Source organism: Arthrobacter sp. BG5 (genome assembly GCF_056680155.1).
This window is the reverse complement of record NZ_CM155268.1, coordinates 690,156-716,875: the sequence shown is the minus strand read 5'-3', so window position 1 is coordinate 716,875 and position 26,720 is coordinate 690,156. Positions and strand designations below refer to the sequence as shown.

Genomic DNA, 26,720 nt, shown 5'->3' with positions numbered 1-26,720 from the left:
TCGAATAATGAGACAAGTTGACCAGCATGTGGATTCCTTGGCTACGCTGAATCCATGAGCGCATCCACCATTGATCTGGCAGTTATCCCCGGCGACGGCATTGGCCCGGAAGTCACCGCCGAGGCGCTGAAGGTCCTGGAGAAGGCCGCCGCCGCGGAAGGCATCGACCTGCAGCAGACGCACTACCAGCTCGGCGCCCAGCACTGGCTGGAGACGGGGGAGACCCTGCCGGAGGAAACCCTGGCGGACCTGCGCACGCGCGACGCAATTCTTTTCGGCGCGGTGGGCGCCGCCCCCGGCGACAGCCGGATCCCCTCCGGCATCATCGAACGCGAACTGCTGCTCAAACTGCGCTTCAGCCTGGACCACTTCGTGAACCTGCGCCCCTCCCGGCTCTACGCCGGCGTCGGCAGCCCGCTCGCGAACCCGGGCAACGTCGACTTCATCGTGGTCCGCGAAGGCACCGAGGGCCCTTACGTCGGCAACGGCGGCACGCTCCGGGCGGGCACCCCGCACGAGGTCGCCACCGAGGTCTCGCTGAACACCGCCCACGGCGTGGAGCGAGTGGTCCGCGACGCCTTCCGCCGCGCCAACGACCGCCCGCGCAAAAAGCTGACCCTGGTGCACAAGCACAACGTCCTGGTCTTCGCCGGGCACCTCTGGAAGCGGACCGTGGAGGCCGTGGCGCAGGAGTTCCCGGAGGTCAGCCACGACTACCTGCACGTGGATGCGGCCACCATCTTTATGGTCACCGATCCGGCGCGCTTCGACGTGATCGTCACGGACAACCTCTTCGGCGATATCCTCACCGACCTCGCCGCCGCCATCACCGGCGGAATCGGCCTGGCAGCCTCGGGCAACATCAACATGGACCGCACCGCGCCGTCCATGTTCGAGCCGGTCCACGGCTCGGCCCCGGACATTGCCGGCCAGCAGAAGGCGGACCCGAGCGCCGCCATCCTGTCCGCAGCGCTGTTGCTGGACCACCTGGGCTACGCCGCCGCGGCCCGCAAGATCGAGGCGGCCGTCGCCGCCGACGTCGAAAGCCGGGACGGCAGCTTCCGGAGCACCGCCGCCATCGGCGATGCGATCGCCGCCGCCCTCTAGCAACAGCCGCTGGCGGCCGTGGCATCGGGCGTAAGCTTGTTTCGAATCACCAACATGCTGCCGTGGTCCGAGGTTGAACCACGTTCACACACCAGGCAGCCGACCGTGGAGGAACCATGACCCAGACTGCCCATGGCGTCGAATTCAGCCAGCGGCTCTCGGCGACCCCGAAGTCCGCGCAAGAGCGTGCAGCCATCCTGGCCAACCCGGGATTCGGCGACTATTTCACCGACCACACCGCGATCGTGGACTACAGCGTCGACGCCGAGGGCAAGGGCGGCTGGCACGATCCGCGAATCGAACCCTACGGTCCCATCACGCTGGATCCTTCCGCCGCGGTGCTGCACTACGGCCAGGAAATCTTCGAGGGGCTCAAGGCCTACCGCCACGCCGACGGTTCCATCTGGACGTTCCGCCCCGAGGCCAACGCCGCCCGGCTGAACAAGTCCGCGCGCCGGCTCGCCCTCCCGGAACTGCCGGAGGAATACTTCCTGACGGCCATCCGCGAACTCGTCTCCGTGGACCGCGAATGGGTCCCCTCCGGCGACGGCGAAGCCCTCTACCTGCGCCCCTTTATGATCGCCACGGAGGCGTTCCTGGGCGTCCGCGCCGCCCGCGAAGTGTCCTTCCGGGTCATCGCCTCGCCGGCCGGCAACTACTTCGGCGGCGAGCTGAAGCCCGTGTCGATCTGGATTTCCCGCGAATACGCCCGCGCCGGCCGCGGCGGCACCGGCGCCGCGAAGTGCGGCGGCAACTACGCCGCGTCTCTCATTGCCCAGCAGGAGGCCGAGGCCCACGGCTGCAAGCAGGTCCTGTTCCTGGACCAGTTCAATGACAACGCCGTCGAGGAACTCGGCGGCATGAACGTCTTCTTCGTGATGAAGGACGGCTCGCTGGTCACCCCGGCGCTTTCCGGCACCATCCTCGAGGGCGTGACCCGCTCCTCCGTGATTCAGGTGGCCCGGGACATGGGCCGCGAGGTCACCGAGCGCAAGATCACCCTGGATGAGTGGCGCGACGGCGTCGCCTCAGGCCAGATCACCGAGGTGTTCGCCTGCGGCACCGCGGCCGTGATCACCCCGATCGGCGTGCTCAAGGACGAGACCGAGTTCATCGGCTCCGAGGACGCCAAGGCCGGCGAGACCACCATGGCCATCCGTGAACAGCTGCTCGGCATCCAGACCGGCACCGTCGAGGACACCCACGGCTGGCTGACCCGCCTGGCGTAGCCCGCAGGGATAAGTACGACGGCGGTCCGCACCTTCCGGTGCGGGCCGCCGTCGCCGTTTGCGGGACGACGTCAGTGACGGGCCGGAAGTCCCTGTCCCGATGAGGGCTCCGGGGCCACAATCAGCCCATGACCGGGTTGATGCAGAACGGGACCTTGGGGGAGCCAGGCAAATCTGAAGGCGCCCAGGATCTTAGTCGCCGGAGTTTCCTGACCGCGGGTGCCTTCGGTGCCGTGGCGGCCTTCGCTCCTGTAAGCGCCGCCGACGGCGCCACGGGACCGTACTCCTTCACACCCAACTCGAGCCTGGTGGACGCCTTTGTAGCCCGGCGCGGGGGCGCGATCGGGACCGGCGGCAAGGTGGCCATCGCGTTCCGCTGCGACCATCACCTCAAGAAATTCGTCTCCCGGCTTCTGCCCCTGCACCAGAAGTACGGCATTCCGGTCACTATTGCCGCGATGTCGCAGATGTTCAGGCTGGAGACCGGGGCCAACGGCAGCACGGGGCTGTCGTTCCCCCGCCTGCAGGCGCTCGCTCTCGCTAACGGCCTGGAAATCGGCAATCACGGCGCCACCCACACGGACGCTGATTCGCCACAACGCCTGCGGGAGGAAATCGTGCACTCGCGCAATGCGCTGGCGGCCGCTCTGCCGAAGCTGCCGATTGAGCTGTTCATTCCCGCAGGTGTTGGCGGGACCAAGTACCTTGGCTTCGCAGGGGGCAAAACGAAGTCCTCTTTCCAAAAGTATCTTGCCGGCAGATTGATCACCCAGCAGCACGCCTTGTCCACCGGTTACGTCCCCGGCTACTGGCCGATGACCGGGAACCCGCTGGACAGTCTGGGGACCGTGCATGTCGGGATTGAGAACGCCGACTATGCCCGGCGCGGGCCCCAATTTGTCGCTGCGGCCCGAAGGCAGGGCCGCGGGGTGTGTTTTATGTACCACCCGAGCCTCGTGGACGACGCCGACCTGCAGGCGATCGAGGACTTCTTCGCCTGGTGCGCCCGCGAACGAAATGCGGGCCGGCTGGAAATCCTTACGACCACCGGTTTGATGATGTCGAGCTTTTCGCGTACGTCCCGCCACGACCTCATGACCGCCTCTACAAGCTTCGCCGCCGGCTGGAACGGCTGGAACGGATCAGCCGCAAACTGGGCGCGCCGCACGGACTCGGGCGCCAGCTACGCTCGCCGCGGCTCACGGTCTCTGGCCTTCTTCAAAGACGTGCCGGTTGGCGCATACGCTGGCTCGGCCAGACAACTTCGTGTCTCGATGCGCTCCACCACCGGGGTACGGGTCAAGTTGGAGGTCATTGACCCTGCGAACCCGGCATCTTTTAGTGCGGCGAAGACCCTCGTGCTTCCGCCGGCGCCGGGCTTTCACCTGCAGCACCAGTACGTCATCCTGCCGCTCACCGGAACTCCTCGGATCCGGGTACGCATCACGCCGCTCTCCGGCGGGGAACTCCACGTACAGGAACCCCGGTTGCTCGCCGCGTAGCTTTGGGTTGGCGGACCCACCCTTAGGGTCCGGAAGTCCCTGTTGTCCAAGCCCGCCGCGGCCCCACACTGGAGCCATGACTGGACTGATTCAGGTTCTGGGCATCATTTTTGGGATCTTGCTGATCGCCGTCGGCATCCTTGAATCCTTTTTCTTCCGTGACCAGCGGTTTTACCGGCTCTTCCTGATCCAGCCGGAAGACGTCGCGGCGGTGCGGATGTGGACCTTCAACCTCGGCTTCTACAACATGATCTGGGGTGCCGGGGCGATCATCGGTGCGCTTATGCTGACCGGGGCGGAACCGGCGGCCGGCCGTACCCTCCTGTTGTTCACCGCCGTTGGCCACGTCCTGCTGGGCATCATCTTGGTTCTGTCCGAACGCAGGCTCTGGGCCAGCGCGATCGCCGAGGCCCTGCTGCCCGCGGTGATTGTCATCCTGCTGCTCCTTTGACCGCCCCCGGTGGGAAGATGGAAGGGTGATTCCCGATGACGCCCGCGCCCTGATCCGCAGCACCGAGCTGACGCGGTTCCGCCTCGCCCCGAATCCGGGCCCGATGAGCCTTCACGGCACGAATTCCTACGTGGTGTCCGCGCCTGGCTCGGCCGGCGTCGTGGTCGTGGATCCCGGACCCCTCGATGAGGAGCATCTGCGCGAGCTCACCCAGTACGGCGCCGTCGAACTGATCCTCATTACGCACCGCCACGCGGACCACACCGCGGCCGCGGCACGGTTCGCCGAACTCACCGGCGCCCCCGTCCGGGCCGCCGACCCCGAGCATTGCCACGGGGGAGAGCCGCTCCGGGAGGGCGAGGTGCTGCACGCCGCCGGGGTGGAGATCCGAGTGCTGGCGACCCCGGGTCACACCTCCGACTCGCTCTGCTTCCATCTCCCCGGCGACGGCGCGCACGGCGCCGTGCTCACCGGCGACACCATCCTGGGCGTCGGCACCACCGTCCTGGACTACCCTGACGGCAAGCTGGGGGATTACCTCGATTCCCTGGACCGGCTCGAAACGCTGGGCCCGGCCACCGTCCTGCCCGCCCACGGCCCCATGCTGCCGGCGCTGGACAGCATCGTCCGCGCCTACCGGGACCACCGGCAGGACCGCCTCGCGCAGATCCGCACCGCCCTCGCAAACCTCGGCGCGGAAGCCGGCGTCGCGGAAGTCGCCGACGCCGTCTATGCCGCCGTCGACCCAGCCGTCCGGCCCGCCGCGGAACTCTCCGTCGCCGCACAGCTGGACTATCTGCGCGGCTCAACCACCTAACTCCGCGCCCAACCAGCTGGCAGCAGGGGCCGTTTTGGGGGCTAAAACGGCCCCTGCTGCCGCCCAGTGGGGAGGGCAGCGGCGCGCGCAGCCGGGTCCGCGCCGCGTCCGGAGGCTTGCCGGGTGAGACGGTACGCTAGGAACCATGCGTATCGCCCGGTTTGTAGTCGATTCTGATCCCATGTACGGCATTGTTGAGGGCCAGCCCGGCAGTGAGGAAGTCACCGTCATCAACGGCGACCCCTTCTTCCACGGTGTGGAGCGGACCGCCGTCAAGCACAAGCTCGAGGACGTCCGCCTGCTGGCGCCGATCATCCCGCGCAGCAAGGTCGTCGGCGTCGGCCGCAACTTCGTCGAACACGCCCACGAGCTCGGCAACGAAGTCCCCGCGCAGCCGCTGCTCTTCCTCAAACCCAACACCTCGGTGATCGGGCCCAACGATCCGATCATCCTGCCGGAGTTCTCCGAGGAGGTCTCCTTCGAGGCCGAGCTGTGCGTTGTGATCGGCCGGATCTGCAAGGACGTCCCGGAGGAGCGGGTCGACGACGTCGTCTTCGGCTACACCTGCGGCAACGACCTCACCGCCCGCGACGTCCAGAAGACGGACCTGCAGTGGGCGCGGGCCAAGGGGTTCGACACGTCGGCGCCGCTGGGTCCGTGGATCGAGACCGAACTGGACACCGAGGACCTGCAGATCCAGGGCCGGCTCAACGGCGAACTCCGCCAGGACGGCAGCACCAGCCAGATGATCCGCGGCGTGCGTGAGCTCGTTTCCATCGTTTCCCGGGCCTTCACCCTGCTGCCCGGCGACGTCATCATGACGGGCACCCCGGCCGGCGTCGGCCTGGTCCAGGCCGGCGACCGCTTCGAGGTTGAGATCGAGGGCATCGGCCGCCTCTCAAACCCGGTGGTCCGCCGTTAACCGGAGCAGGAACTGAACATGCACGACGGCGGGTGGCGCGGCGCCCTTTCGGGCTCCCGGCGCCGCCGTTCGTTCCTGCTCTACGCGCTGGGTTCGGTCGGCACGTTCGCCATGGCGGCCCGCGCCGTCAACTGGCTCGACGGGCCGCTATGGCTTTCTCTGGCCTTCCTCGGGGTGGGACTGGCCCTGGCCGGGTATTACCTGGTGAAAATCCTTTCCCGCCCCGGGCCGCCGCGAGGCCGGAGGCGCTAAAGCGGCCGGCGGGCACGCGGTAAAGTTGGTACCACTATGACTACTCCTTCTGCGCCCGACGCCGTCTCCAGCACCGCCACCACGGAAATGACCCGTGAAGTCACCGCCGAAACCCCGGTCCGCGTCCGGTTCTGCCCGTCACCGACCGGCACCCCGCACGTCGGCCTGATCCGCACCGCCCTCTTCAACTGGGCCCACGCGAAGCACACGAAGGGCACCTTCGTGTTCCGCATCGAGGACACGGACGCGGCGCGCGACTCGGAGGAGAGCTACCAGCAACTGCTGGAGGCGCTCAAATGGCTCGGCATCAGCTGGGAAGAAGGCGTGGAAGTGGGCGGCCCGCACGAGCCGTACCGCCAGTCCCAGCGCCTGGACCTCTACAAGGACGTCGTCGCCAAGCTCCTGGAAGCCGGCTACGCCTACGAGTGCTACTCGTCCCCGGAGGAAGTCGAAGCCCGCCACCGGGCCGCCGGCCGCGACCCCAAGCTGGGCTATGACAACTTCGACCGGAACCTGTCCGAGGAACAGCTTGCCGCGTTCAAGGCCGAGGGCCGCAAGCCTGTGCTGCGCGTGCGGATGCCGGACGAGGACGTCACCTTCACCGACATGGTCCGCGGCGAAATCACCTTCAAGGCCGGCAGCATCCCCGACTACGTGATCGTCCGCGCCGACGGCTCGCCGCTCTACACCCTGGTCAACCCGGTTGACGACGCCCTGATGGGCATCACCCACGTGCTGCGCGGCGAGGACCTGCTCTCCTCCACGCCCCGCCAGGTGGTGTTGATCTGCGCGCTGATGGAAATCGGCGTCGCCAGCTACCTGCCGGTCTTCGGCCACCTGCCGTACGTGATGGGGGAGGGCAACAAGAAGCTCTCCAAGCGTGACCCCCAGTCCAACCTCTTCCTGCTCCGGGACCGCGGCTTCATCCCCGAAGGCCTGCTGAACTACCTCTCCCTGCTGGGCTGGAGCCTCTCCGCCGACGAGGACATCTTCACCGTGGAGCAGCTGATCGAGAACTTCGACGTCAACGACGTGCTGGCCAACCCGGCCCGCTTCGACATCAAGAAGGCCGAGGCGATCAACGGCACCCACATCCGCATGCTGGACCCGGAGGACTTCCGCGGCCGCCTGGTGCCCTACCTGCAGTCCGCCGCCCTGGTCGGCGAGCAGCTGAGCGCCCGCGAAGAGGAGATCCTCGCTGAGGCCGCACCGCTGATCCAGGAGCGCATCTCGCTGCTCGGCGAAGCCCCGGAGATGCTGGCCTTCCTGTTCAAGGCCGACGACGCGATCGACGTTGCCGACGACGCCCGCAAGGGCCTGCCGGAGAACCTCACCGAAGTCCTCGACGCCGCCCTGGCGGCGCTGGAGCCGGTGGCTGACTGGACCGCGGAGAACATCCAGGCCGCGCTCAAGGAGGCCCTCGTGGAGGGCCTGGGCGTCAAGCCGCGGCTGGCCTTCGGCCCGGTCCGCACGGCCGTCTCCGGGCGCCGGATCTCCCCGCCGCTGTTCGAGTCCATGGTCATCCTCGGCAAGGATTCGTCCCTGGCCCGCCTGCGCGCGTTCCGCGGCTGATGGACGGCGCTTCCGGCTCCGTCAGCGGGGTCCTCGCCGCCGGGCTGGAGGGCATCCGCGGGGTGCTGTTCGACATCGACGACACGCTCGTGGACCTGGAATTCGCGATGACGACGGCGCTGCGCGGCGTCAGCGAACACCTCCTTCCGGGCCTCGACGAGGCCGGCTGGGAGCGGTTCGGGCGGATCTTCACCCGCGAAACCACGCATTATTACGACCGCTACCTGGCCGGCGAGCTGAGCTTCAACGAGCAGCGGCTGCTGCGCGGCCGGGCGGCGCTGGGGCATTTCGGCGTCGAACTCGAGGAGGGCGAGCAGGCCCACCACTGGGTCAGCTCCTACGCCAGCCTCCAGCACAGCTATATCCGCGCCTTCGACGATGTGGAACCGCTGCTGGACGCGCTCGACGCCGCCGGGGTGCCGTACGGGGCGGTCAGCAACAATGTGCAGGACTACCAGCGGGTGAAGCTCGACGCCGCCGGGCTGGACCGCATCGGGGTGCTCGTGGGCACCGATACGGTCGGCGTGCCCAAACCGGATCCCGCGATCTACCTCGAGGGCGTGCGCCGGCTCGGCACCGGCCCCGGCGAGACGCTGTACGTCGGCGACAACCGCCTCCTCGACGCGGAAGGCTCGACGGCGGCGGGCCTGCTGGGCGTCTGGCTGAACCGCGGCGGGGAGCCCGCGCCGGGCTTCTCCGGCCGCGAGGTTGCATCCTTGCTGGAGCTGCTGGCCTGACCCGCCGGGCTGCCGCCAGCACCAAGGAGCCACCACCAAAGCACCACACAAAAACGGCCCCGCCGGAGGAAGCACTCCTCCGGCGGGGCCGTTTGGGTGACACGGTGTTTGCCTTGCCGGCTACGCGGTTTCCTGAGGCAGGCGCCTCTCCTGCGCCGGGCGCCGGTTCCGCAGGGCCAGGAACGCACCGACCGAGCCCAGGGCGAGCAGGGCCACCAGGCCCAGGGCCACGGCGACGTCCGCCTTAATCAGGTTCGACGGCGAGACTGCTGCGGCGCTGGAGTACAAGGTTCCGGTGCCCTCGGCGATCCGCGCGTTCCCGTCGGCGAGCTTGGCGGCGCCGGTGGACAGCTGGGTGGAGCCCGAGGCCAGCTTGGTGTTGCCGTCGGAAAGCGCCGAGGCGCCGCTGGCGAGGGCCGTGGAGCCTTTGAGCAACCCGGGGTTGGTGGGATCCGTGGGGTCCCCGTCGATGCCGGCGTTCAGCGCCAGCGTGCCGTCGGCCAGCCGCGAGGTTCCGTCGGTCATCCTGGCGGCGGCCTTCAGCAGGCCCGGGTGCTCGGGATCCCCCGGCACCCCGTCCATGCCGACGCGGATCTTGGCGGTACCGGCTGCCAGCAGTTCGGTGCCCATCACGACGCCGGGGCTGTTGGGATCCCGGCTGTTGAGCTTGCCGGCCAGGGTGGCGAACCCGGCGGTGAGCTTGCCGGTACCGGCGTGCAGCTGTCCGGCACCCGTGTTCAGCTCGGCGGCACCGGACTGCAGCCGCCCGGCACCGGACTGGAGCTGGGCCGCTCCGGCCTGCAGCTGCGAGGCGCCGCCATCCAACTTGTGCGCGCCGGCAAGGATCTTGGCAATTTTGTCCTTGACCACGGCCAGCGGGACAAGACCCTGGACGGGATCGTTGGCGGCGGCCTGCAGCAACTCCAGTGCCTGGGCCAGAGCCGCCGTCCCGGTGCCGGACTCCGGGTTGTTGTTCGCCCCGCGGTAGCCCTTCAGCTGGTCGGTGCCCGCCTTCAGCTGGTCGGTACCGGCCTTCAGCTGGTCGGTACCGGCCTGCAGGCGGCCGGTCCCGTCGGCCAGCCGGGCCGCGCCGGCATCCAGCTGCGTGGCGCCGTCGGCCAGGTTGTTCGGGGCGGTGCCGGATGCGGTGGGGGTGAGGGCGGCGGAGAGCTGCACGGCGCCGGCGGCGAGTTTCTGCGCGCCGTCGTCCACCTTGTACACACCCGGTGCCAGCTTGTTGGTGACGTCCGTCTGGATCTTGACGGCCCCTGTGGCCAGCTGGTTGGCCCCCGCCTCCAGCTTGTCCGCGCCGGGGGCGAGTTTGTCCGCGATCCCGGCCTGGATTTTCGCGGCCCCTTCCGAGAGTTTGCCGGCGCCGGCGTCGGCCTGGCCTGCGCCGGTGGCGAGCTTGCCCGCGCCGGTCTTCAGCTGCTGCGCCCCCGCTGAAGCCTGTCCGGCCCCGTCATTGAGCCGTGCGGACCCGTCGGTGATGCGTCCGGTGACCAGGGTGTAGAACCCCAGCAGCGCAATCAGCAGCAGGGCCAGGATGGCGATGGCGATTTGTTGCGCCCTGGTGCGGGGCGGGGCGGTGGCGGCACGACTCTGTGGCACGGATGGTTCCTCTCGACGGTCTCGCCGGCAGCGGCTTTGCTGCCGGCCCCCCGCAACTGTGATGCAGCTAACATCCGGGAAAGGACGGTGATCTGCCCGCAGCTGAGTGGGGGAGGGGGTTGTTACTCGTTGGTAACTTACCGAGCGTAAACTTGTCCGAGCCGGATTGGCAAGGGTTTTTCACGGAAGTGCGTCAAAACTGCGGTGCGCGGAAGGCGCAGATTGACCGTCCGGAGCGGCGGGCGGCCCGATTTGTGCCGGACAAAAGTCTCGGGTAAAGTAATTACTCGTGCTGAGGCGCTGGGAGCGCAGGTTTGGACCTGCGGAACCGGCCCAAAAGTTCCATTGGGATATGGTGTAATTGGCAACACTACGGTTTCTGGTACCGTCATTCTAGGTTCGAGTCCTGGTATCCCAGCTCTGAAGAAACCGCGGATTTCCGCGGCAAATCAGGGGTTCCGAAGTGGCCATGCCGATTTGGAACACGCGCTGAGTCTGTGAAATACTGACTTGGCTTGAACGGTAGAAATGCCGTTTGGAAAGTGCTTGGCCCCATCGTATAGCGGCCTAGTACGCTGCCCTCTCACGGCGGTAACGCGGGTTCGAATCCCGCTGGGGTCACCAATGAAACGGTCCCGGGCAACAGCCCGGGGCCGTTTTTCGTTGTCACCGCGGTGCCGGCGCTACGACTCTCTGCTAAGAACCGCCGGCCGCCGCGGACCCGGTCCCCACTGCGCCGGCCCGGCGAGCTGGCATGATGATGCTGTGAGCTCCAACGAAAGCCCCCGCATCGAAGCACAGAGCCCCGCCGCACGCCAGGGCGCCGCCGTCGAACTGCTCGAAGCGGTCCGGCGGGACCTGTCCGCGGTGTCGCTGCCCCTCGCGCTTCCCGGCGCCGATACCGCGCGGCTGGACATCCGCCAGGCCCTCGCCCAGTTGGATGACTACATCCTGCCGCGCTACCGGAGCCTGGACGCGCCGCTGCTCGCCGTTGTCGGCGGTTCCACCGGCGCCGGCAAGTCCACCCTGGTCAACGGCCTCGTGGGCCACCCGGTGACCCGGGCCGGGGCGATTCGCCCCACCACCCGGCAGCCCATCCTGCTGCACCACCCGGCCGACGCCGAATGGTTCGAGGACCAGCGGGTGCTGCCGAGCCTGAGCCGGATCCGCGGCACTGTCGTCGCGTCGCCCCTGCCCGCGCACCAGGCCGGCCCCACCCCGGACGCCGCCGCCATCACCTCGCTTGTCCTCGCGGCGGATCCTGCCGTACCGCAGGGCGTCGCGCTGCTGGACGCCCCCGACGTCGACTCCATCTCCGATGACAACCGCCGGCTCGCGGGCCAGCTTCTCGCCGCCGCTGACCTGTGGGTGTTCGTCACCACCGCCAACCGCTATGCCGACGCCGTGCCCTGGCGCCTGCTGCTGGACGCGGCCGGCCGCGACATCATGGTGGCCGTGGTGCTGGACCGCGTGCCGCCGGCCGCCGAGGAGGAAGTCAGCGCCGACCTGCAGGCCATGCTCCGCCGCGAGGGCCTGGGTTCCGCCCGGCTCTTCGTCGTGCCCGAGGTGGCGCTGGATGCGATGGGAATGCTGCCCGCCGACGCCGTCGCGCCGTTGCGTGGCTGGCTGCGGGAACTCGCCGCCGACGCCGCCGGCCGCGCCGCGATCGCCCGCCGGACACTCAACGGCACGGTAAAGGCCCTGGGCGGCCGGGTCGACGCCGTTGCCGCCGCCGTCGCCGCCCAGGACAGCGCCGCCGGGCTGCTGGCCGGGGACGCCCGCGGCGCCTACGCGGACGCCGTCAGCCGGATCCTCGACGCCACCCGCGACGGCGCCCTGCTGCGGGGTGAAGTCCTGGCCCGCTGGCAGGATTTCGTGGGGACCGGGGAGTTCTTCCGCGTCATGGAGCAGAACATCGGGCGGCTGCGGGACCGCATGGGCGCCTTCTTCCGCGGCGAACCCACCCCGGCCGTGCGGGTGGAAACCGCCATTGAGACCGGCCTGCAGGCGGTCATCGTCGACGAGGCCGCCAACGCCGCCGAAGACGCCGACCAGCGCTGGCGCTCCGACCCGGCGGGCCGGCAGTTGCTCGGCACGGACGACCTGTCCGGCACCAGCGAGGGCTTCGCCGACGCGGTGGCCGCCGAGATCCGCGCCTGGCAGGGCAGCCTGATGGAACTGATCCGGACCGAGGGCCAAGGCAAGCGCACTCAGGCCCGCTGGCTCTCCTTCGGCATCAACGGCCTTGGCGCGGCGCTGATGATCGTGGTCTTCTCGATGACCGCCGGCCTGACCGGCCTTGAAATCGGCGTCGCCGGCGGCACCGCCGTCGTGGGACAGCGCGTACTGGAAGCCGTCTTCGGCGAGGATGCCGTGCGCCGGCTGGCCAAGACCGCGCGCGAGGACCTGCAGGCCCGCTGCCAGCGCCTGCTGCAGGCGGAGCAGCAGCGTTTCCTGTCCCGGCTTGATATGCCCGACGGGGTGCCACCGGACGTCCTCGCGGAGCAGGCCGCGGCGCTCGGCCGGCTGGCGGCCTCCGCATGACCCGCCACGCGGCCGCGAAGTCGGCTTCGCAACTGCACCGCCGGCTTGAAGCGCTGAACCAGGCCCGGGAACTGGCCGCGGGTGCCCTGCCGGACGAGACCCTGGACGAGGTGCTCGAGGTCTTGGATCGGGCGAGTTCCCGGCGTTCGCTCTCTGCCGATCACACCGTGGTGGGCTTCTTCGGCGCCACCGGCAGCGGCAAATCATCGCTCTTCAACGCCGTCAGCGGCGAGGAAATCGCCACCGCAGCCGCCCGGCGCCCCACCACCTCGGAGCCGCTCGCCGGCATCTGGGGCGCCGAGGGCAGCGACGGGCTGCTCGACTGGCTGGAAGTCCGCAACCGTCACCACGCCGCCGCGGTCCCCGGATTCGCCGACGACACCACCGGGCTGATCCTGCTGGACCTGCCGGACTTCGACTCAACCCGCGCGGAAAACCGCGAGATCGTGCAGCGCATGGTGGGACTTGTGGACGTGCTGGTCTGGGTGCTGGACCCACAAAAGTACGCCGACGCCGCGGTGCACAATGACTTCCTCACCCCGCTCGCCTCGCACGCGGCCGTCACACTGGTGGTGCTCAACCAGGTGGACCGGCTGCCGGAGCACGAGATCCGGCCCGTGCTGGAGTCCCTCAAGGGCATTCTGGCGCGCGACGGGCTGGGCACGGTCCAGGTGCTGGGCGCCTCGGCCGTCGTCGGTACCGGCGTGGACAAGGTCCGGGCGGCCATCCGGCAGGTCGCCCTGCAGCGGCTGGCGCTCTCGCAGCGGCTCGCCGCGGATGTGGACCGGGCCGCGGAGAGGCTGGCCGAGGCATCCGGGACGGGCGAGGCTGCCGGCGTCAAGGGCGGCACCCGGGACCGGCTGGCTGCGGAGCTGGCCGTGGCCGCGAATGTCCCGCTGGTGGTCGACGCCGTGGCCCGCTCCTACCGGCAGGAGGCCACCCGCCGGACCGGCTGGCCGGTGACGCGCTGGCTGGTCCGCTTCCGGCCCGACCCGCTGCGGCGGCTGAACCTGCGCCGAACGGAGGCGCGGCCGGAGTTGAACCGGACTTCGCTGCCGCCGTCGGGGGCACCCGAGCGGGCCCGCACCGACGCCGCTGTGCGGGAGTTTGCGGATGCCGCGTCCGACGGCGCTCCGGGCCCCTGGCGGGCGGTCATCCGCGGCGCCGCCCGCGAGGGCCGGGAACAGTTGCCCGACGCGCTGGACCAGGCCATTGCCGGTACCGACCTCAAGGCCGGGCGCAGCTCCTGGTGGTGGACCGCCTTCAACGTCGTACAGTGGCTGGGCCTGTTGATTGCGCTTGGCGGTTTGGGCTGGCTGGGGGTGCTGGCCGCGCTGGGATACTTCCAGCTGCCCGTCCCGGAGGTTCCCCGGGTGGAAGGCTGGCCGGTGCCAACCGTCTTGGTGGCCGGGGGAGTGCTGCTGGGCATCGTGCTGGCCCTCGCGGCCAGGTTCATTGCGGGTGCCGCGGCGCAATCCCGCGCCCGGGCTGCCCGGAAGCGCCTCGAAGCCGCCGTCGCCGCCGTCGCGGAGGAGCTCGTGGTGGACCCGGTGGAACTGGAGATCAGCCGGCTCAAGTCGTTCAACACCGCCCTTAAGTCCGCCGCAGGCTGAGGGGCCGGAAAGGCCTGCGGCTAGTCGGCGGCTACCTTTTCCGCCGCGTCGCGGACCTTGACCAGGGTGCGCAGGTTCCGAGTGGTGGTGCTGGCCTTGTACTTGGCCTTGGCGGTGAGCTTGCTGAAGGGGCTGTCCAGGGTGCCGCCGGCGGGAGCCAGCCAGGCCACCGCTTCGGGCCCCAGCCGGGTCAGCTCCACGCCCTCCAGTCCGCGGCCGGCGTCGTACAGCTCGGTGAGTATCCCGGTGTCCGAGGACAGCGTGACGTAGCTGTGCGTGGCCGTGTCATCCGCGGGGTAGGGGCAGGCGTCGACGAGGGCGGCAACCCGGTCCGCGTCCAGCACCACCACCCAGGCGTCGTAGCCAAAGGTTTCCCGCAGACAGGCTTCAAATTCGGCCTTCACGCCGGCGGGCGGCAGGTCGCTGGCCAGCACCACGTTGCCGCTGGCCAGGAGGGTCTTCATGGCGGAGAACGGGCGTGACTTCAGGGCCTCTTTGAGCTCGGCCATCTTGATGTTGATCCCGCCCACGTTGACGCCGCGCAGGAAGACCGCATAGCTGTTCATGCGCACAGCCTAACGCTGTTGTGCCGGGGCGCTGTTGTCCCGGGTCAGGGGGGCGGCGCGGCGGGTTCAGTCGTTGGTTTTGCGCAGCGCCTCGGTCAGGACGCGGGCGGCGTTGCAGACCACCTCGGCGTGCAGCCGGCCGGGCTGGCGGGTGAGGCGCTCGATCGGGCCGGAAATGGAGACGGCGGCGATCACCCTGCCGGACGGCCCGCGGACGGGCGCCGAAACGGAGGCGACCCCCGGTTCGCGTTCGCCGAGGCTCTGGGCCCAGCCCCGGCGTCGTACTCCGGCCAGGACGGTGGGCGTGAAGCGGGCGGCCTGGAGGCCTTCCAGCAGCCGGTCGTGGTCTTCCCAAGCGAGCAGCACCTGGGCGGCGGAGCCGGCCTTCATGGACAACTGGGTGCCGACCGGGATGGTGTCCCGGAGGCCGATGGGCCGCTCGGCAGAGGCGACGCAGACGCGCCAGTCACCCTGGCGGCGGAAGATCTGCGCGCTTTCGCCGGTGGCGTCGCGCAGCTGCATCAGCACCGGGCCGGCGGAGGCGATGAGCCGGTCCTCGCCCGCAGCGGAGGCCAGCTCCACGAGGCGGCTGCCCAGCACGAAGCGGCCCTGGATGTCGCGGCTCACCAGGCGGTGGTGGACGAGCGCCAGTGCGAGGCGGTGCACGGTGGGACGGGCCAGCCCGGTGGCCGCCACGAGCTGCGCCAGGGTGGTGGGCCCGGCCTCAAGTGCATCGAGCACATGGGCCGCTTTATCGATGACGCCGACGCCACTAGAATTGTCCATGTAATGATATTGCCGTCTCAATATCTGAGATGCAAATCATTGCGCTGGCGCATTCGGCGGCAGTGCTGGTTCAGTGGAGAACATCAACGCGCCGGTCCTGGACCAGGCGCGGACACACGCAGCGAAAACAGCAGTGAAGGGAGCAGGCCGTGGCAAAGACATTGGCCGAGAAAGTCTGGGACGCACATGTGGTGCGCAAGGGGGACGGCGAAGGCGCCAACGCCCAGCCGGATCTCCTCTTCATTGACCTCCATCTGGTGCACGAGGTGACCTCGCCGCAGGCTTTCGAGGGCCTGCGCCTCGCCGGCCGCAAGCTGCGCCGGCCGGACCTCACCATCGCCACCGAGGACCACAACACTCCCACGCTGGCCATCGACAAGCCAATTGCGGACCTCACCAGCCGGACCCAGATCCAGACCCTGCGCAACAACTGCAAGGAATTCGGCGTCCGCCTGCACTCCCTCGGCGACGCCGAACAGGGCATTGTGCACGTGGTCGGCCCGCAGCTGGGCCTGACCCAGCCCGGCATGACCGTGGTCTGCGGCGACTCGCACACGTCCACGCACGGCGCCTTCGGCGCGCTGGCCATGGGCATCGGCACCTCCGAGGTGGAGCACGTCATGGCCACCCAGACGCTCTCGCTGAAGCCCTTCAAGACCATGGCGGTCAACGTCGAGGGCACGCTGCGTCCCGGCGTGTCGGCCAAGGACATCATCCTGGCCGTGATTGCCAAGATCGGCACCGGCGGCGGCCAGGGCTACGTGCTGGAGTACCGCGGTTCCGCCATCCGCGCGCTGTCCATGGAAGCGCGGATGACCATCTGCAACATGTCCATCGAGGCCGGCGCCCGAGCCGGCCTCGTCGCACCGGACCAGACCACCTACGACTACATGCACGGCCGCCCGCACGCGCCCCAGGGCGCCGACTGGGACGCCGCCGTCGAATACTGGAACACCCTGCGCACCGACGACGACGCGACGTTCGACGCCGAGGTGGACCTCGACGCCGACACTCTGGAACCGTTCGTAACGTGGGGTACCAACCCGGGCCAGGGCGTGTCCCTGTCCGCCAAGGTTCCCTCCCCGGCGGACTTCGGCGACGAAAACGCCAAGGCCGCCGCCGAACGGGCGCTGCAGTACATGGGCCTTGAGGCCGGCACCCCGATGAAGGACATCCGCGTGGACACCGTCTTCCTGGGCTCCTGCACGAACTCCCGGATGGAGGACCTCCGGGCCGCGGCGGACATCATCCGCGGCCGCACCAAGGATCCCAACATCCGGATGCTGGTGGTACCGGGCTCTGCCCGCGTCCGGCTCGAGGCCGAGGCCGAGGGCCTAGACAAGGTCTTCACCGACTTCGGCGCGGAGTGGCGCTTTGCCGGCTGCTCGATGTGCCTGGGCATGAACCCGGACCAGCTGGAGGTGGGGGAGCGCTGCGCTTCCACGTCCAACCGCAACTTCGAGGGACGCCAGGGCAAGGGCGGCCGTACCCACCTTGTCTCGCCCGTCGTGGCGGCGGCGACGGCGGTGCGCGGCACCCTGAGTTCGCCGTCGGACCTGGAACCCGAGACCGTCTCCGCCGGCACTCGCGCCGGCGTGGCGTAACGCCCCCCGCCCGCGCCGGTCCACCGGTCCACCTGCACCGATCCACACAGCCCACGAAGGATCCGCCATGGAAAAGTTCACCACCCACACCGGAATAGGCGTCCCGCTGCGCCAGAGCAACGTAGACACCGACCAGATCATCCCCGCCGTCTACCTCAAGCGGATCACGCGGACGGGCTTCGAGGACGCGCTCTTCTCAGCCTGGCGCAAGGATCCGTCGTTCATCCTGAACCAGGAGCCGTTCAGCGCCGGCTCCGTGCTGGTGGCCGGGCCGGACTTCGGCACCGGGTCCTCGCGCGAGCATGCCGTCTGGGCGCTGAAGGACTACGGCTTCAAGGCCGTGCTGTCCTCCCGCTTCGCGGACATTTTCAGGGGCAACTCGGGCAAGCAGGGCCTGCTGGCGGCCGAACTGGCCCAGGACGACATCGAGCTGATCTGGAAGGTGCTGGAAAACGCCCCCGGCACCGAGGTCAAGGTTGACCTGGTCTCGAAGACGGTCGAGTGCGGCAACGTGGTGGCGCCGTTCGAGATTGACGACTACACCCGCTGGCGCCTGCTGGAGGGTCTGGATGACATTGGCCTGACCCTGCAGCACGAGGAAGACATCACCGCCTACGAAGCGACCCGGCCCGCGTTCAAGCCCACGACGCTCCCGGCCAAGCTGTCCTAGGGGTCGCCTCTAGCTACAAAAGTGCCGCCGTCGAGTTTGAGACTCGACGGCGGCACTTTCTGTTGTTGCTACTCCTGGACGTCTTGAACGGATCGGGACAGCAGGCAGAACTCGTTGCCCTCGGGATCAGCCAGTACCACCCAACTCACATCAGGACCCTGGCCCAAGTCTGTGCGCCGCGCGCCGAGGGCGAGCAGGCGCTCCAGCTCCTCGGCGGTGGAGACGCCGTCTGCCCGGAGGTCGAAGTGCAGCCGGTTCTTGACGGTCTTGCCCTCGGGCACGGCGATGACATCGATGGTTGGCCAGGTCTTGTCTCGGGGCGCGATGCTGATGACCTCGCTGTCCTCCTCGACAACATGCCAGTCGAGGACGGCGCACCAGAAGTCGGCCACCACCTTGGGCTGGAGGGCGTCAATGGCAACGGTAGCTAATTGGCTTGGCATGGCCTCACGATAGCGCAGGACATGCGCCCGCGGTGTCGGGCCGCGGTATGCAGGCCGGCTTCTGGCGAATTGGCGCTCGGTGGCCAGGCCGGTGGTGGTCCCTGCAACGGACGTATCTAGCGGACGTATCATCGGGCATACGGCGGAGCGCCCGCGGCGGTGGAAGCGCCAACCCCGGGCACAAAACCCAAGCCGGAGCCAAAGGAGTAGTTATGAAACTCATGACCGTGGTGTGGACGGCGGCCGCGACAGCCGCGACGGCAGTGGCCGGCGGAGTGGCGACGGACCCCGATGGTGCCTGGTACCGGCGGCTCCGCAAACCTGAGTGGCAACCGCCCGCCATCGCCTTTCCGGTGGTCTGGACGGCGCTGTACGCGGACCTCGCGGTGAGCTCCGCCGTCGCGCTGGACAGCCGCGACGGGGCAGACGGCGCCGCCAGCAGGACGAGGCAGCAGGCATTAGCTGCCTACCGCTCCGCTTTCGCGGCGAACCTGGTGCTCAATGCGGCGTGGAGCTGGCTCTTCTGGCGCGCCCGCCGGCCGTGGGTGGCGGCGGCGGAATGTGCTGTACTGGCCGCGAGCAGCGCCGATCTGGTGCGGCGGACGTACAAACTAAACCGGGGCGCCGGAGTGGCGCTTGCCCCGTACGCGGCGTGGTGCGGCTTTGCCACCGCGTTGTCCACGGCGGTGGCCCGACTCAATCCCGGAGCGACGGCGCACTGACTTTCGGACTGAGCGACGACGTCTCCCTCGACCCGTTGCCGGTCGGCCGCGTGCCCGGCGGCCCGGCTACTCCGCGGATCCCTCCGGGTGGGCGTCCGCGGCGCCGGATCCGATTGCTCCCTGGATAACCCAGCGGTTGCCATCCGGATCGGCGAAGTAGGCAAACTGCACCCCGCCCATGTCCTGGACCTCGCTGATGGCGGCGCCCCGGCCCAGGAGTTCGGCGCGGGCCGTGTCCATGTCGGGAACAACCAGCTGCAGGCCCTCGAGGCTGCCTGGCGCCATGCTGGTCATCCCGGTGCCGATGACGATCGAGGCAGCCGAGCCCGGCGGCGTCAGTTGCACCACCCTCATCCCGGGGATGTACTCGACGTCGTGATCGAGGACAAAGCCCAGCGTGTCCCTATAGAAGGACTTTGACCGGTCGACGTCGGACACCGGCACCTGCACGACTTCCAGACGCATCTCCATGCGGCCCACAGTACCGCGGCCCTGCGGCACGGACGACGGCGTGACCCCCGCTGGCGCGGGCGGCTCACCAAAGTGTGGCGCCGGCCGGCGGCCGGTTCAGGCCGGCCCGGAGCGCGCCGTATTTCAGATCGGTAACGCTAGCTCCTATGCTTAGCTGGAGCCTTTGTAAGGATTTGGGGGCGAGTAGTCGTGAGGAAACTGGTAAATGAGTAGTGTTCTGACAATCCGCGGAGGCGTCCCGCTGACCGGCCGCGTCGTCGTGCGTGGGGCAAAGAATCTTGTCCCCAAGGCGATGGTTGCCGCCCTGCTGGGCAATGAGCCGTCCGTGCTCCGCAACGTCCCTGAGATCAAGGACGTTGAGGTTGTCACCAGCCTGCTCCAGCTCCACGGCGTCACTGTGGACAAGGACCCGGTCACCGGGGACCTCACGCTGGATCCGACCAACGCCAAGACGGCCTCGCACACCGCCATCGACGCGCACGCCGGCGACTCCCGCATCCCGATCCTGCTCTGCGGCCCCTTGATCCACGCCATTGGCGAGGCCTTCATCCCGGACCTTGGCGGCTGCAAAATCGGTGACCGGCCCATCGACTACCACCTCAACGTGCTGCGCCAGTTCGGCGCCGTCGTCGAGAAGCGCCCGGGCGGCATCCACATCTCCGCGCCGAACGGCCTCAAGGGCGCCAAGATCGCCCTGCCCTACCCGTCAGTCGGGGCCACCGAGCAGGTCCTGCTGAGCGCCACCCGCGCCGAGGGCATCACCGAACTCTCCGGCGCGGCCACCGAACCGGAAATCGTGGACCTCATCGCCGTGCTGCAGAAGATGGGCGCGATCATCAGCGTCCAGACCGACCGCACCATCCGGATCGAGGGCGTGCAGGACCTGGGCGGCTACAACCACCGGGCATTGTCCGACCGCAACGAGTCCGCGTCCTGGGCCTCCGCCGCCCTGGTGACCCGCGGCGACATCTTCGTCGAAGGCGCCACCCAGCGCGACATGATGACGTTCCTGAACACCTACCGCAAGGTGGGCGGCGGCATGGACATCGGCGAGGACGGCATCCGCTTCTACCACCCGGGCGGAAAGCTCAACCCGCTGGTGCTGGAAACCGACGTGCACCCCGGCTTCATGACCGACTGGCAGCAGCCGCTGGTGGTGGCGCTGACCCAGGCCGAGGGCGTCTCGATCGTGCATGAGACCGTGTACGAAAACCGCTTTGGGTTCACGGACGCCCTGATCCGGATGGGCGCCAACATCCAGGTCCACCGCGAATGCCTCGGCAGCGTCCCGTGCCGTTTCGGCCAGCGCAACTTCCTGCACTCCGCCGTCATCTCCGGACCCACGCAGCTCAAGGGCGCGGACATCGACGTGCCGGACCTGCGCGGCGGCTTCAGCCACCTCATCGCGGCGCTCGCTGCCACCGGCACCTCCCGCGTCACCGGCATCGACATCATCAACCGCGGCTACGAGCGCTTCACCGAGAAGCTCGCCGGCCTGGGCGCCGATTTCGACATCACCTCGACCCGGTAGCGGGGACTTCGTGAAAGAAACGGCCAAGAGCCACATCACCTTTGTCATCGTGGCCGGGATCGTCCGGCCCGTCATGAACCTGTTGATGAACAAGAAGTGGGAGGGGCTGGAGAAGCTCCCCGCCGGCGGCTTCATTGCCGTGCCCAACCACTGCACCGAGATCGATCCGCTGGTGATCGGGCACATGCTCTATAACCAGAATCGGATGCCGCGCTTCCTCGCCAAGGGCAGCCTGTTCAAGGTCCCGGTGCTGGGTTCGGTGCTGCGGAACACCAAGCAGGTGCCGGTGGAGCGCTCGACGGCGGGTGCCAACCGTTCGCTGCAGGTCGCCAAGGAAGTCGTGGACGAAGGCGGCGCCATCATCATCTACCCGGAGGGCACGCTGACGCGTGACCCGGAGCTGTGGCCGATGCGGGGCCACACCGGCGCCGCCCGGATGGCGCTGGAGAGCGGCATCTCCGTGGTCCCGATGGCGCACTGGGGCGCGCACGAAGTTTTCCCGCGCTACGCCAAGCGGTTCCACGTTTTCCCCCGGAAGACCTCCCGTGTGCTGGTGGGCGACCCGGTGGACCTGAGCGCCTTCGCCGGACGGCCGCTGGACAAGGCGACGCTGACCGAGGCGACGAACATCATCATGGACGCCATCACCGAGCTGCTCGCCACCCTGCGCGGCGGACAGCCGCCGTTGGTCCGCTGGGACCCCTCGGCGCACAACCAGTCCACGCACGGCCGCTTCATCGAGCGCGGCGGCAAGCCCGGCGATGTCACCCCGGAAGCCGGCGCACCGGACAGCGGCAGCACCGCGGACGGTGCCAAGTGACGGTGGAGCTCCCCGCCCTGGACGCCACGAACTCGGCCGCACGTGTCGCCGTCCTTGGCGCCGGATCCTGGGGGACCACGTTCGCGAAGATCCTCGCCGACGCCGCCGCCGCGTCCGGCGTCGAGCGCAGCATCCGCCTCTGGGGACGTCGCGCCGCCGTCGTGGAGCAGATCAACAGCGAGCACCGCAACGAGCAGTACCTCAAAGGCATACCGCTGCCCGCCAGCATCACCGCCTCCACCGACGTCGCCCAGGTCCTCGACGGCGCGGACCTCGTGGTCCTGGCCGTCCCCGCGCAGACGCTCCGCCCGCAGCTGCGCGAGTGGAAGGACCTGATTGGTCCGGACGCCCTCGTCGTGTCGCTGATGAAGGGCCTGGAGCTGCACTCCGATGCGCGGATGAGCGAAGTGATCTGCGAGGAGCTGGCCATCCCGGCCGAGCGGGTGGCCGTGGTTTCCGGCCCCAACCTGGCCATGGAGATTGCCCGGGAGGAGCCGACGGCGTCCGTCGTCGCGTGCGCCGACGCTGCGGCGGCGGGCTGGATGGCCCGCAGCTGCACGGCCCCCTACTTCCGGCCCTACACGACGTCGGACGTGGTCGGCGTCGAAATCGGTGGCATCGTCAAGAACATCATTGCCCTGGCGGTCGGCATCTGCGAAGGCAAGCAGATGGGCGACAACACCAAGGCCTCCGTCATCACCCGGGGCCTCGCCGAGACCTCCCGGCTGACGCTGGCGCTGGGCGGCGAAGCCCGGACCATGGCAGGGCTTGCGGGCCTGGGCGACCTGGTCGCCACCTGCTCTTCCGCACTTTCGAGGAACCACACCGCGGGACGGCTGCTGGGGACCGGGTTGAGCCTGGAGCAGGTCGCCGCGGAAATGACGCAGACCGCCGAGGGCATCAAGTCAGCGCAGGCCGTGCATGAACTGGCCGGCAAGCTGGGCGTCGAGATGCCCATCACCGCCGCCGTCGTCGCCGTGCTGGCCGGAAAACTGTCCGTAGACGAACTGGGGCCGCTGCTGCTGTCCCGGGACCTGAAATCCGAAGGCGATTACTAAGAGTGTCGGAAAAGAATTTGACTACAGAGGCGCCGTCCGGCCGGACCAGGCCGCGGGTGGCGGTGCTGTTCGGCGGGCGCTCCAGCGAACACGCGGTCAGCTGCGTCACCGCGGCCGGGGTCCTCGGCGCGATCGACCAGGCCAAATATGAGGTGATCCCGATCGGGATCGCCAAGACCGGCCAGTGGGTGCTGGCATCCGGGGACACCGCGCAGTGGTCGCTGTCCGCTGCCGCGCTGCCGGAAGTGGCGCCGTCGGACCAGACGGTCACGCTGGCCGAAATCGGCGGGGAACACCAGCTGATCGTTGCCGCGCCCAACCAGGTTCCGCAGGAGCTGGGTTCCGTGGATGTGGTCTTCCCGCTGCTTCACGGCCCCTTCGGCGAGGACGGCACCATCCAGGGGCTCTTGGAGCTGTCCGACACCCGCTACGTCGGTGCCGGTGTCCTGGCGTCGGCCGTCGGCATGGACAAGCACTTCATGAAGGTGGTCTTCGAGTCCGCCGGGCTGCGTGTGGGTCCGTACGTCGCGGTCACGGACCGGCAGTGGCTCACCGACCCGGAGCTGGTGCGCAAGCGCGTGGACCAGCTCGGCTTCCCGGTCTTCGTCAAGCCGGCGCGCGCCGGTTCCTCGATGGGCATCTCCAAGGTGGATTCGCTCGAGGACCTCGACGCCGCGATCGAGGCGGCCCGGGAACACGATCCCAAGCTGGTGATCGAAGCCGGCATCGTGGGACGCGAGATCGAATGCGCGGTGCTGGAGGGCCGGGGGACTGATGCGCCGCGGACGTCCATGCCCGGCGAGATCTCGGTTGCCGGCGGTGGCCACGATTTCTACGACTTCAATGCGAAATACGTCGACGACGCCGCGGCGCTCAGCTGCCCGGCGGACCTCCCCGATGAAGCCATCGCCCGGGTCCGGGAACTGGCGGCGGTCGCTTTCGACGCCGTCGGCGCCGAGGGGCTCAGCCGCGTGGACTTCTTCTACACGCCGGAGGGTGAGCTGATCATCAACGAGATCAACACCATGCCGGGCTTTACGCCGAAGAGCATGTACCCGCAAATGTGGAAAGCCTCCGGGCTGGGCTACGCGGAGCTGATCGACGAGCTGATCTACCTGGCTCTGCACCGCAAGACCGGCCTGCGCTAGTCCGGCGGCCGAGCTGCCTGCCCGCCGGCCTACTTTCCGGTGGGCAGGTTCTGCAGGTCTTCCTGACCCACGCAGTTGCGGGACGCCTTGACTTTGCCGGCGGCGTTGGCGAGCTCGGCCAGCACCGTGGCCGAACTGATCTTGTTGGGATCCATCAGGATCTCCGTGGCCGGCTCACGCCCGAAGGTGGTCAACGTCCAGACGGGGTTGCCCTCCTTGATCACCCAGTCGACGTCGTTGACGCTCACGCAGCGGTCCGTGGTGGGGCCGGGGACGTTGACGCCGCAGCGCAGGACCACGAGGGACGGGTCGCCCCATGCCGCCGTTCCCTGGCTGTTGGTTTTGCGGAGTTTTGCCTCGCCGATGCTGTCCGGCAGCGCCAGCATCATGGGCGCGCAGGCCGCGTTCGCCGCGTCCTTGGCCGGGGCGACGTCGACGACGGGGGAGCAGGCAGTGAGCACCAGCCCCGCTGCCGCTGCGGCGGTCAGAAGTCGGAGCGGACGTGCGGACGCCGGGAAGCGGGTCTGAGGCATAGTTCAAGCCTATCCGGCGGCGGAGGACGCTTCATGCCGGAACATCCGGGACTACATGGCAGAATGGGCCGAGCTATTTCTGTTCGGCAGCACTAGAACATCGTCACAAGAGTTGGGGAAGTACAAATGCCCGTTGACATCGAAAACCAAGCTCCCTTTGAGGGAGCCCAGCGGGCGCGGGCAAAGAAGAAGACTGCCCGCAATGTGCTTCTGACGGTCGTAGCGGTTTTTCTCGTCGTTGCAGTGGGTGCCGGGGTTTACGCCTTCAATCTGGCGAACAGCTTCAACTCCAAGTCGCAAAAGATCGAGCAGGCCTTTCCGGCGGAATCTGCCCGTCCGGCCGAAACGAAAACCGATGCCGTAAACCTGCTGCTCCTCGGCAGCGACAGCCGGGCCGCTACTCTTGGCGACGCGGAGGCCGGCGGTCCCTCGGACCAGCGCTCGGACACCATGATGTGGGTGCATGTCCCCGCGGACCGCAAGAACATCTACATGATGTCCATCATGCGTGACACCTGGGTGCAGATTCCCGGGCACGGGGAGGCCAAGATGAACGCTGCCATGGCTCTGGGCGGCATTCCGTTGGTCGTCCAGACTCTGGAAGGGATGTTCGACACGCGGCTCGACCACGTCGCCGTGGTCGATTTTGAAGGATTCAAGGCAATGACTGATGCCTTGGGCGGCGTCAACGTCAACGTGCCCGCGGCGTTCAACACGAAACAGTTTTCCTTCCCTGCCGGTAAGCAGCATCTCAGCGGCGAAGAGGCTCTTGCTTTTGTCCGTGAGCGCAAAGCGTTCAGCGACGGCGATTACCAGCGCGTCAAGAACCAGCAGCTGTTCCTTAAGGCCCTGATGTCGAAGTTCCTCACAGCGGAAACGCTGACCAACCCCGTGAAAATCAGCAGCCTGGTAGATACCGTCTCACCGTACGTCAGTGTCGATAAGTCACTTGACGCGGCAGGGGTCGGTTCGCTGGCGGTGGGGTTGCGTAACGTCCGGACTGCAGACGTGGTCAGTTTCACCCTGCCGACCTCGGGTATCGGAACCTCTGCGGACGGACAATCCATTGTCATGCGGGACGATGCCGCTATAGCCAAGGTTGCAGAGGCACTGCGCGGGGATACCCTCGCGGAGTTTGTCGCGTCCATTGGTTCCGGCTCATAGCACCGTGGCAATATTCGGTGAAGTGTCTGTGAACCGGTAGTATGCTCTCGGCGCCGTCTCAATATTGCGGCCCCGACGTAAAGTGCGACGAAGAACCTTACGACGTACCGAACGGGATTTTGCTTGGGGGAACAATGAATTCATCACGCTGCGGCGGTCGCCGGGCCGCCCAAAGGACCATGACGGCGGCGCTCGGCGCAGCTGCCGTCCTCGCCCTCAGCCTTGGCGCAGCCCCCGCCTACGCGGAAGATGCGGTCACGCCTGCCCCTGATCCCATCGTGATCGTGGATCCGGCGCCGTCTGATCCCGCCCCGGCCGACCCCGCTCCTGCCCCCGCGCCGGATCCGGCCCCGTCGGATCCGCCGGTAATTCCTGCGCAGCCCAAGCCGGCCCCCGCTGCACCCACACCACCGCCGGCCGGCCCGGCCCCGGCCGCCCCCGTGGTCGTCCCGCCAGCGCCGGTCAACCAGTCACCGGTGCCGGTCGCGCCCGTGGTTCCCGCGGTGGTACCGACCCAGCCCGTCGAGGAAAGCACGCCAACGCCGACGGCGACTCCCTCGGCTAAAGCCTCGGCCGCGCCGGCGTCGGCTGCCCCTTCCAAGACTTCTGCGCCGGAGCGGGCCCAGGAAAACCCCGTGATCCAGTCGTCGCCGGTCATCCAGGCGGCAGTGACGGCGGCTACCGGCAGCCCGTTCGCGGTGCAACTGGCTACCGTCCTGGTCCTCCTGGCGGCAGGCTTCGCCTACTTCCGCGTTCTGGGCGCCAAAGGCCGCGTGACCTCCAAGGGCGGTCGCTAGCGTGGCCCGCGGAGTCCCCGCGAACCAGTCAGAAAATTCCCGCGCAACGG

The 26,720-nt window shown here is 68.5% G+C and carries 26 protein-coding genes and 2 tRNA genes; 22 read left to right on the top strand and 6 right to left on the bottom strand.

What is annotated here, in order from left to right; genetic code table 11:
• The first annotated feature begins 54 nt into the window (after positions 1-54).
• From AC1MBE_RS03215 to AC1MBE_RS03175, 9 genes are all read left to right on the top strand, one after another.
• Positions 55-1,107 carry a 3-isopropylmalate dehydrogenase gene (locus tag AC1MBE_RS03215; protein ID WP_479780858.1) on the top strand — a complete coding sequence of 351 codons (1,053 nt, stop codon included), beginning with the start codon at positions 55-57 and terminating at the stop codon, positions 1,105-1,107.
• Positions 1,108-1,223: 116 nt separating this feature from the next.
• Positions 1,224-2,336: a branched-chain amino acid aminotransferase gene (locus AC1MBE_RS03210; RefSeq protein ID WP_479780856.1), complete on the top strand. Its 1,113-nt coding sequence runs from the start codon at positions 1,224-1,226 to the stop codon at positions 2,334-2,336.
• Positions 2,337-2,464: 128 nt separating this feature from the next.
• Positions 2,465-3,838, top strand: coding sequence for a polysaccharide deacetylase family protein (locus tag AC1MBE_RS03205; RefSeq protein ID WP_479780854.1), 1,374 nt, complete (start codon positions 2,465-2,467; stop codon positions 3,836-3,838).
• Between the two features lie 76 nt (positions 3,839-3,914).
• On the top strand, positions 3,915-4,289 hold the full coding sequence (locus AC1MBE_RS03200; RefSeq protein ID WP_479780852.1) for a DUF1304 family protein: 375 nt from the start codon (positions 3,915-3,917) through the stop codon (positions 4,287-4,289).
• A gap of 25 nt (positions 4,290-4,314) precedes the next feature.
• Positions 4,315-5,106: an MBL fold metallo-hydrolase gene (locus AC1MBE_RS03195; protein ID WP_479780850.1), complete on the top strand. Its 792-nt coding sequence runs from the start codon at positions 4,315-4,317 to the stop codon at positions 5,104-5,106.
• Positions 5,107-5,251: 145 nt separating this feature from the next.
• Positions 5,252-6,028 (top strand): fumarylacetoacetate hydrolase family protein, encoded by a 777-nt coding sequence (locus AC1MBE_RS03190; protein ID WP_479780849.1) that lies wholly within the window; start codon positions 5,252-5,254, stop codon positions 6,026-6,028.
• An 18-nt stretch (positions 6,029-6,046) separates the two neighbouring features.
• Entirely contained in the window at positions 6,047-6,280 is a 234-nt protein-coding gene (locus AC1MBE_RS03185; RefSeq protein ID WP_479780847.1) for a hypothetical protein, read from the top strand.
• 36 nt (positions 6,281-6,316) lie between these two features.
• Positions 6,317-7,852 carry a glutamate--tRNA ligase gene (gene gltX / locus AC1MBE_RS03180; protein ID WP_479780845.1) on the top strand — a complete coding sequence of 512 codons (1,536 nt, stop codon included), beginning with the start codon at positions 6,317-6,319 and terminating at the stop codon, positions 7,850-7,852.
• Positions 7,852-8,589, top strand: a complete 738-nt coding sequence (locus AC1MBE_RS03175; protein WP_479780844.1) for an HAD family hydrolase — start codon at positions 7,852-7,854, stop codon at positions 8,587-8,589. The genes gltX and AC1MBE_RS03175 overlap by 1 nt, the downstream gene beginning before the upstream one ends.
• Positions 8,590-8,709: 120 nt before the next feature.
• On the opposite strand, the gene AC1MBE_RS03170 is transcribed toward AC1MBE_RS03175, so the two are convergent.
• The gene (locus AC1MBE_RS03170; protein WP_479780842.1) at positions 8,710-10,200 is read right to left on the bottom strand and encodes a hypothetical protein; all 1,491 of its coding nucleotides are present in this window, start codon (positions 10,198-10,200) and stop codon (positions 8,710-8,712) included.
• Between the two features lie 346 nt (positions 10,201-10,546).
• Here AC1MBE_RS03170 and AC1MBE_RS03165 point away from each other — a divergent pair.
• The 4 genes from AC1MBE_RS03165 (at position 10,547) to AC1MBE_RS03150 (ending at position 14,357) form a co-directional block, all read left to right on the top strand.
• A tRNA-Gln gene (locus tag AC1MBE_RS03165) sits at positions 10,547-10,618 on the top strand.
• A gap of 130 nt (positions 10,619-10,748) precedes the next feature.
• Positions 10,749-10,824: transfer RNA gene (locus tag AC1MBE_RS03160), tRNA-Glu, on the top strand.
• 141 nt (positions 10,825-10,965) lie between these two features.
• Complete coding sequence (locus tag AC1MBE_RS03155) at positions 10,966-12,744, top strand: dynamin family protein (protein WP_479780841.1); 1,779 nt, start codon at positions 10,966-10,968, stop codon at positions 12,742-12,744.
• Entirely contained in the window at positions 12,741-14,357 is a 1,617-nt protein-coding gene (locus tag AC1MBE_RS03150) for a GTPase (RefSeq protein ID WP_479780839.1), read from the top strand. The genes AC1MBE_RS03155 and AC1MBE_RS03150 overlap by 4 nt, the downstream gene beginning before the upstream one ends.
• A 20-nt stretch (positions 14,358-14,377) precedes the next feature.
• On the opposite strand, the gene AC1MBE_RS03145 is transcribed toward AC1MBE_RS03150, so the two are convergent.
• Positions 14,378-14,923 carry a DUF1697 domain-containing protein gene (locus AC1MBE_RS03145; RefSeq protein WP_479780837.1) on the bottom strand — a complete coding sequence of 182 codons (546 nt, stop codon included), beginning with the start codon at positions 14,921-14,923 and terminating at the stop codon, positions 14,378-14,380.
• Positions 14,924-14,989: 66 nt separating this feature from the next.
• Positions 14,990-15,709: an IclR family transcriptional regulator gene (locus AC1MBE_RS03140; protein WP_175322958.1), complete on the bottom strand. Its 720-nt coding sequence runs from the start codon at positions 15,707-15,709 to the stop codon at positions 14,990-14,992.
• Positions 15,710-15,858: 149 nt separating this feature from the next.
• On the opposite strand from AC1MBE_RS03140, the gene leuC reads away from it, so the two are divergent.
• Both leuC and leuD read left to right on the top strand, forming a co-directional pair.
• Entirely contained in the window at positions 15,859-17,313 is a 1,455-nt protein-coding gene (gene leuC / locus AC1MBE_RS03135; RefSeq protein ID WP_479780835.1) for a 3-isopropylmalate dehydratase large subunit, read from the top strand.
• A 67-nt stretch (positions 17,314-17,380) separates the two neighbouring features.
• The gene (gene leuD, locus AC1MBE_RS03130) at positions 17,381-17,983 is read left to right on the top strand and encodes a 3-isopropylmalate dehydratase small subunit (protein WP_346960943.1); all 603 of its coding nucleotides are present in this window, start codon (positions 17,381-17,383) and stop codon (positions 17,981-17,983) included.
• Between the two features lie 68 nt (positions 17,984-18,051).
• Here leuD and AC1MBE_RS03125 read toward each other — a convergent pair whose 3' ends face one another.
• Positions 18,052-18,426: a VOC family protein gene (locus AC1MBE_RS03125; RefSeq protein WP_479780833.1), complete on the bottom strand. Its 375-nt coding sequence runs from the start codon at positions 18,424-18,426 to the stop codon at positions 18,052-18,054.
• Positions 18,427-18,638: 212 nt separating this feature from the next.
• On the opposite strand from AC1MBE_RS03125, the gene AC1MBE_RS03120 reads away from it, so the two are divergent.
• The gene (locus tag AC1MBE_RS03120) at positions 18,639-19,148 is read left to right on the top strand and encodes a TspO/MBR family protein (RefSeq protein ID WP_479780831.1); all 510 of its coding nucleotides are present in this window, start codon (positions 18,639-18,641) and stop codon (positions 19,146-19,148) included.
• 66 nt (positions 19,149-19,214) lie between these two features.
• Here the strand turns inward: AC1MBE_RS03120 and AC1MBE_RS03115 are convergent, their stop codons facing one another.
• A complete protein-coding gene (locus tag AC1MBE_RS03115; protein ID WP_479780829.1) occupies positions 19,215-19,619 on the bottom strand; it encodes a VOC family protein in 405 nt (134 codons plus the stop codon).
• A 205-nt stretch (positions 19,620-19,824) separates the two neighbouring features.
• Between AC1MBE_RS03115 and murA the strand changes: the two genes are divergently transcribed.
• Genes murA through AC1MBE_RS03095 form a run of 4 tightly spaced genes read left to right on the top strand, consistent with a single transcriptional unit; the run spans position 19,825 to position 24,176 of the window.
• A complete protein-coding gene (murA, locus tag AC1MBE_RS03110) occupies positions 19,825-21,150 on the top strand; it encodes a UDP-N-acetylglucosamine 1-carboxyvinyltransferase (RefSeq protein WP_346960019.1) in 1,326 nt (441 codons plus the stop codon).
• Positions 21,151-21,160: 10 nt separating this feature from the next.
• Positions 21,161-21,970, top strand: coding sequence for a lysophospholipid acyltransferase family protein (locus AC1MBE_RS03105; RefSeq protein ID WP_479780827.1), 810 nt, complete (start codon positions 21,161-21,163; stop codon positions 21,968-21,970).
• The gene (locus AC1MBE_RS03100) at positions 21,967-23,028 is read left to right on the top strand and encodes an NAD(P)H-dependent glycerol-3-phosphate dehydrogenase (RefSeq protein ID WP_479780825.1); all 1,062 of its coding nucleotides are present in this window, start codon (positions 21,967-21,969) and stop codon (positions 23,026-23,028) included. The genes AC1MBE_RS03105 and AC1MBE_RS03100 overlap by 4 nt, the downstream gene beginning before the upstream one ends.
• A 2-nt stretch (positions 23,029-23,030) precedes the next feature.
• Positions 23,031-24,176, top strand: a complete 1,146-nt coding sequence (locus AC1MBE_RS03095; protein WP_479780823.1) for a D-alanine--D-alanine ligase family protein — start codon at positions 23,031-23,033, stop codon at positions 24,174-24,176.
• Positions 24,177-24,205: 29 nt separating this feature from the next.
• Here AC1MBE_RS03095 and AC1MBE_RS03090 read toward each other — a convergent pair whose 3' ends face one another.
• Positions 24,206-24,709, bottom strand: coding sequence for a DUF3515 family protein (locus AC1MBE_RS03090; protein ID WP_479780821.1), 504 nt, complete (start codon positions 24,707-24,709; stop codon positions 24,206-24,208).
• A gap of 126 nt (positions 24,710-24,835) precedes the next feature.
• Here AC1MBE_RS03090 and AC1MBE_RS03085 point away from each other — a divergent pair, with 126 nt between their 5' ends.
• Positions 24,836-25,873 carry an LCP family protein gene (locus tag AC1MBE_RS03085; protein WP_479780819.1) on the top strand — a complete coding sequence of 346 codons (1,038 nt, stop codon included), beginning with the start codon at positions 24,836-24,838 and terminating at the stop codon, positions 25,871-25,873.
• A 179-nt stretch (positions 25,874-26,052) separates the two neighbouring features.
• A complete protein-coding gene (locus AC1MBE_RS03080) occupies positions 26,053-26,670 on the top strand; it encodes a hypothetical protein (RefSeq protein WP_479780817.1) in 618 nt (205 codons plus the stop codon).
• The last annotated feature ends 50 nt before the right edge of the window (positions 26,671-26,720 follow it).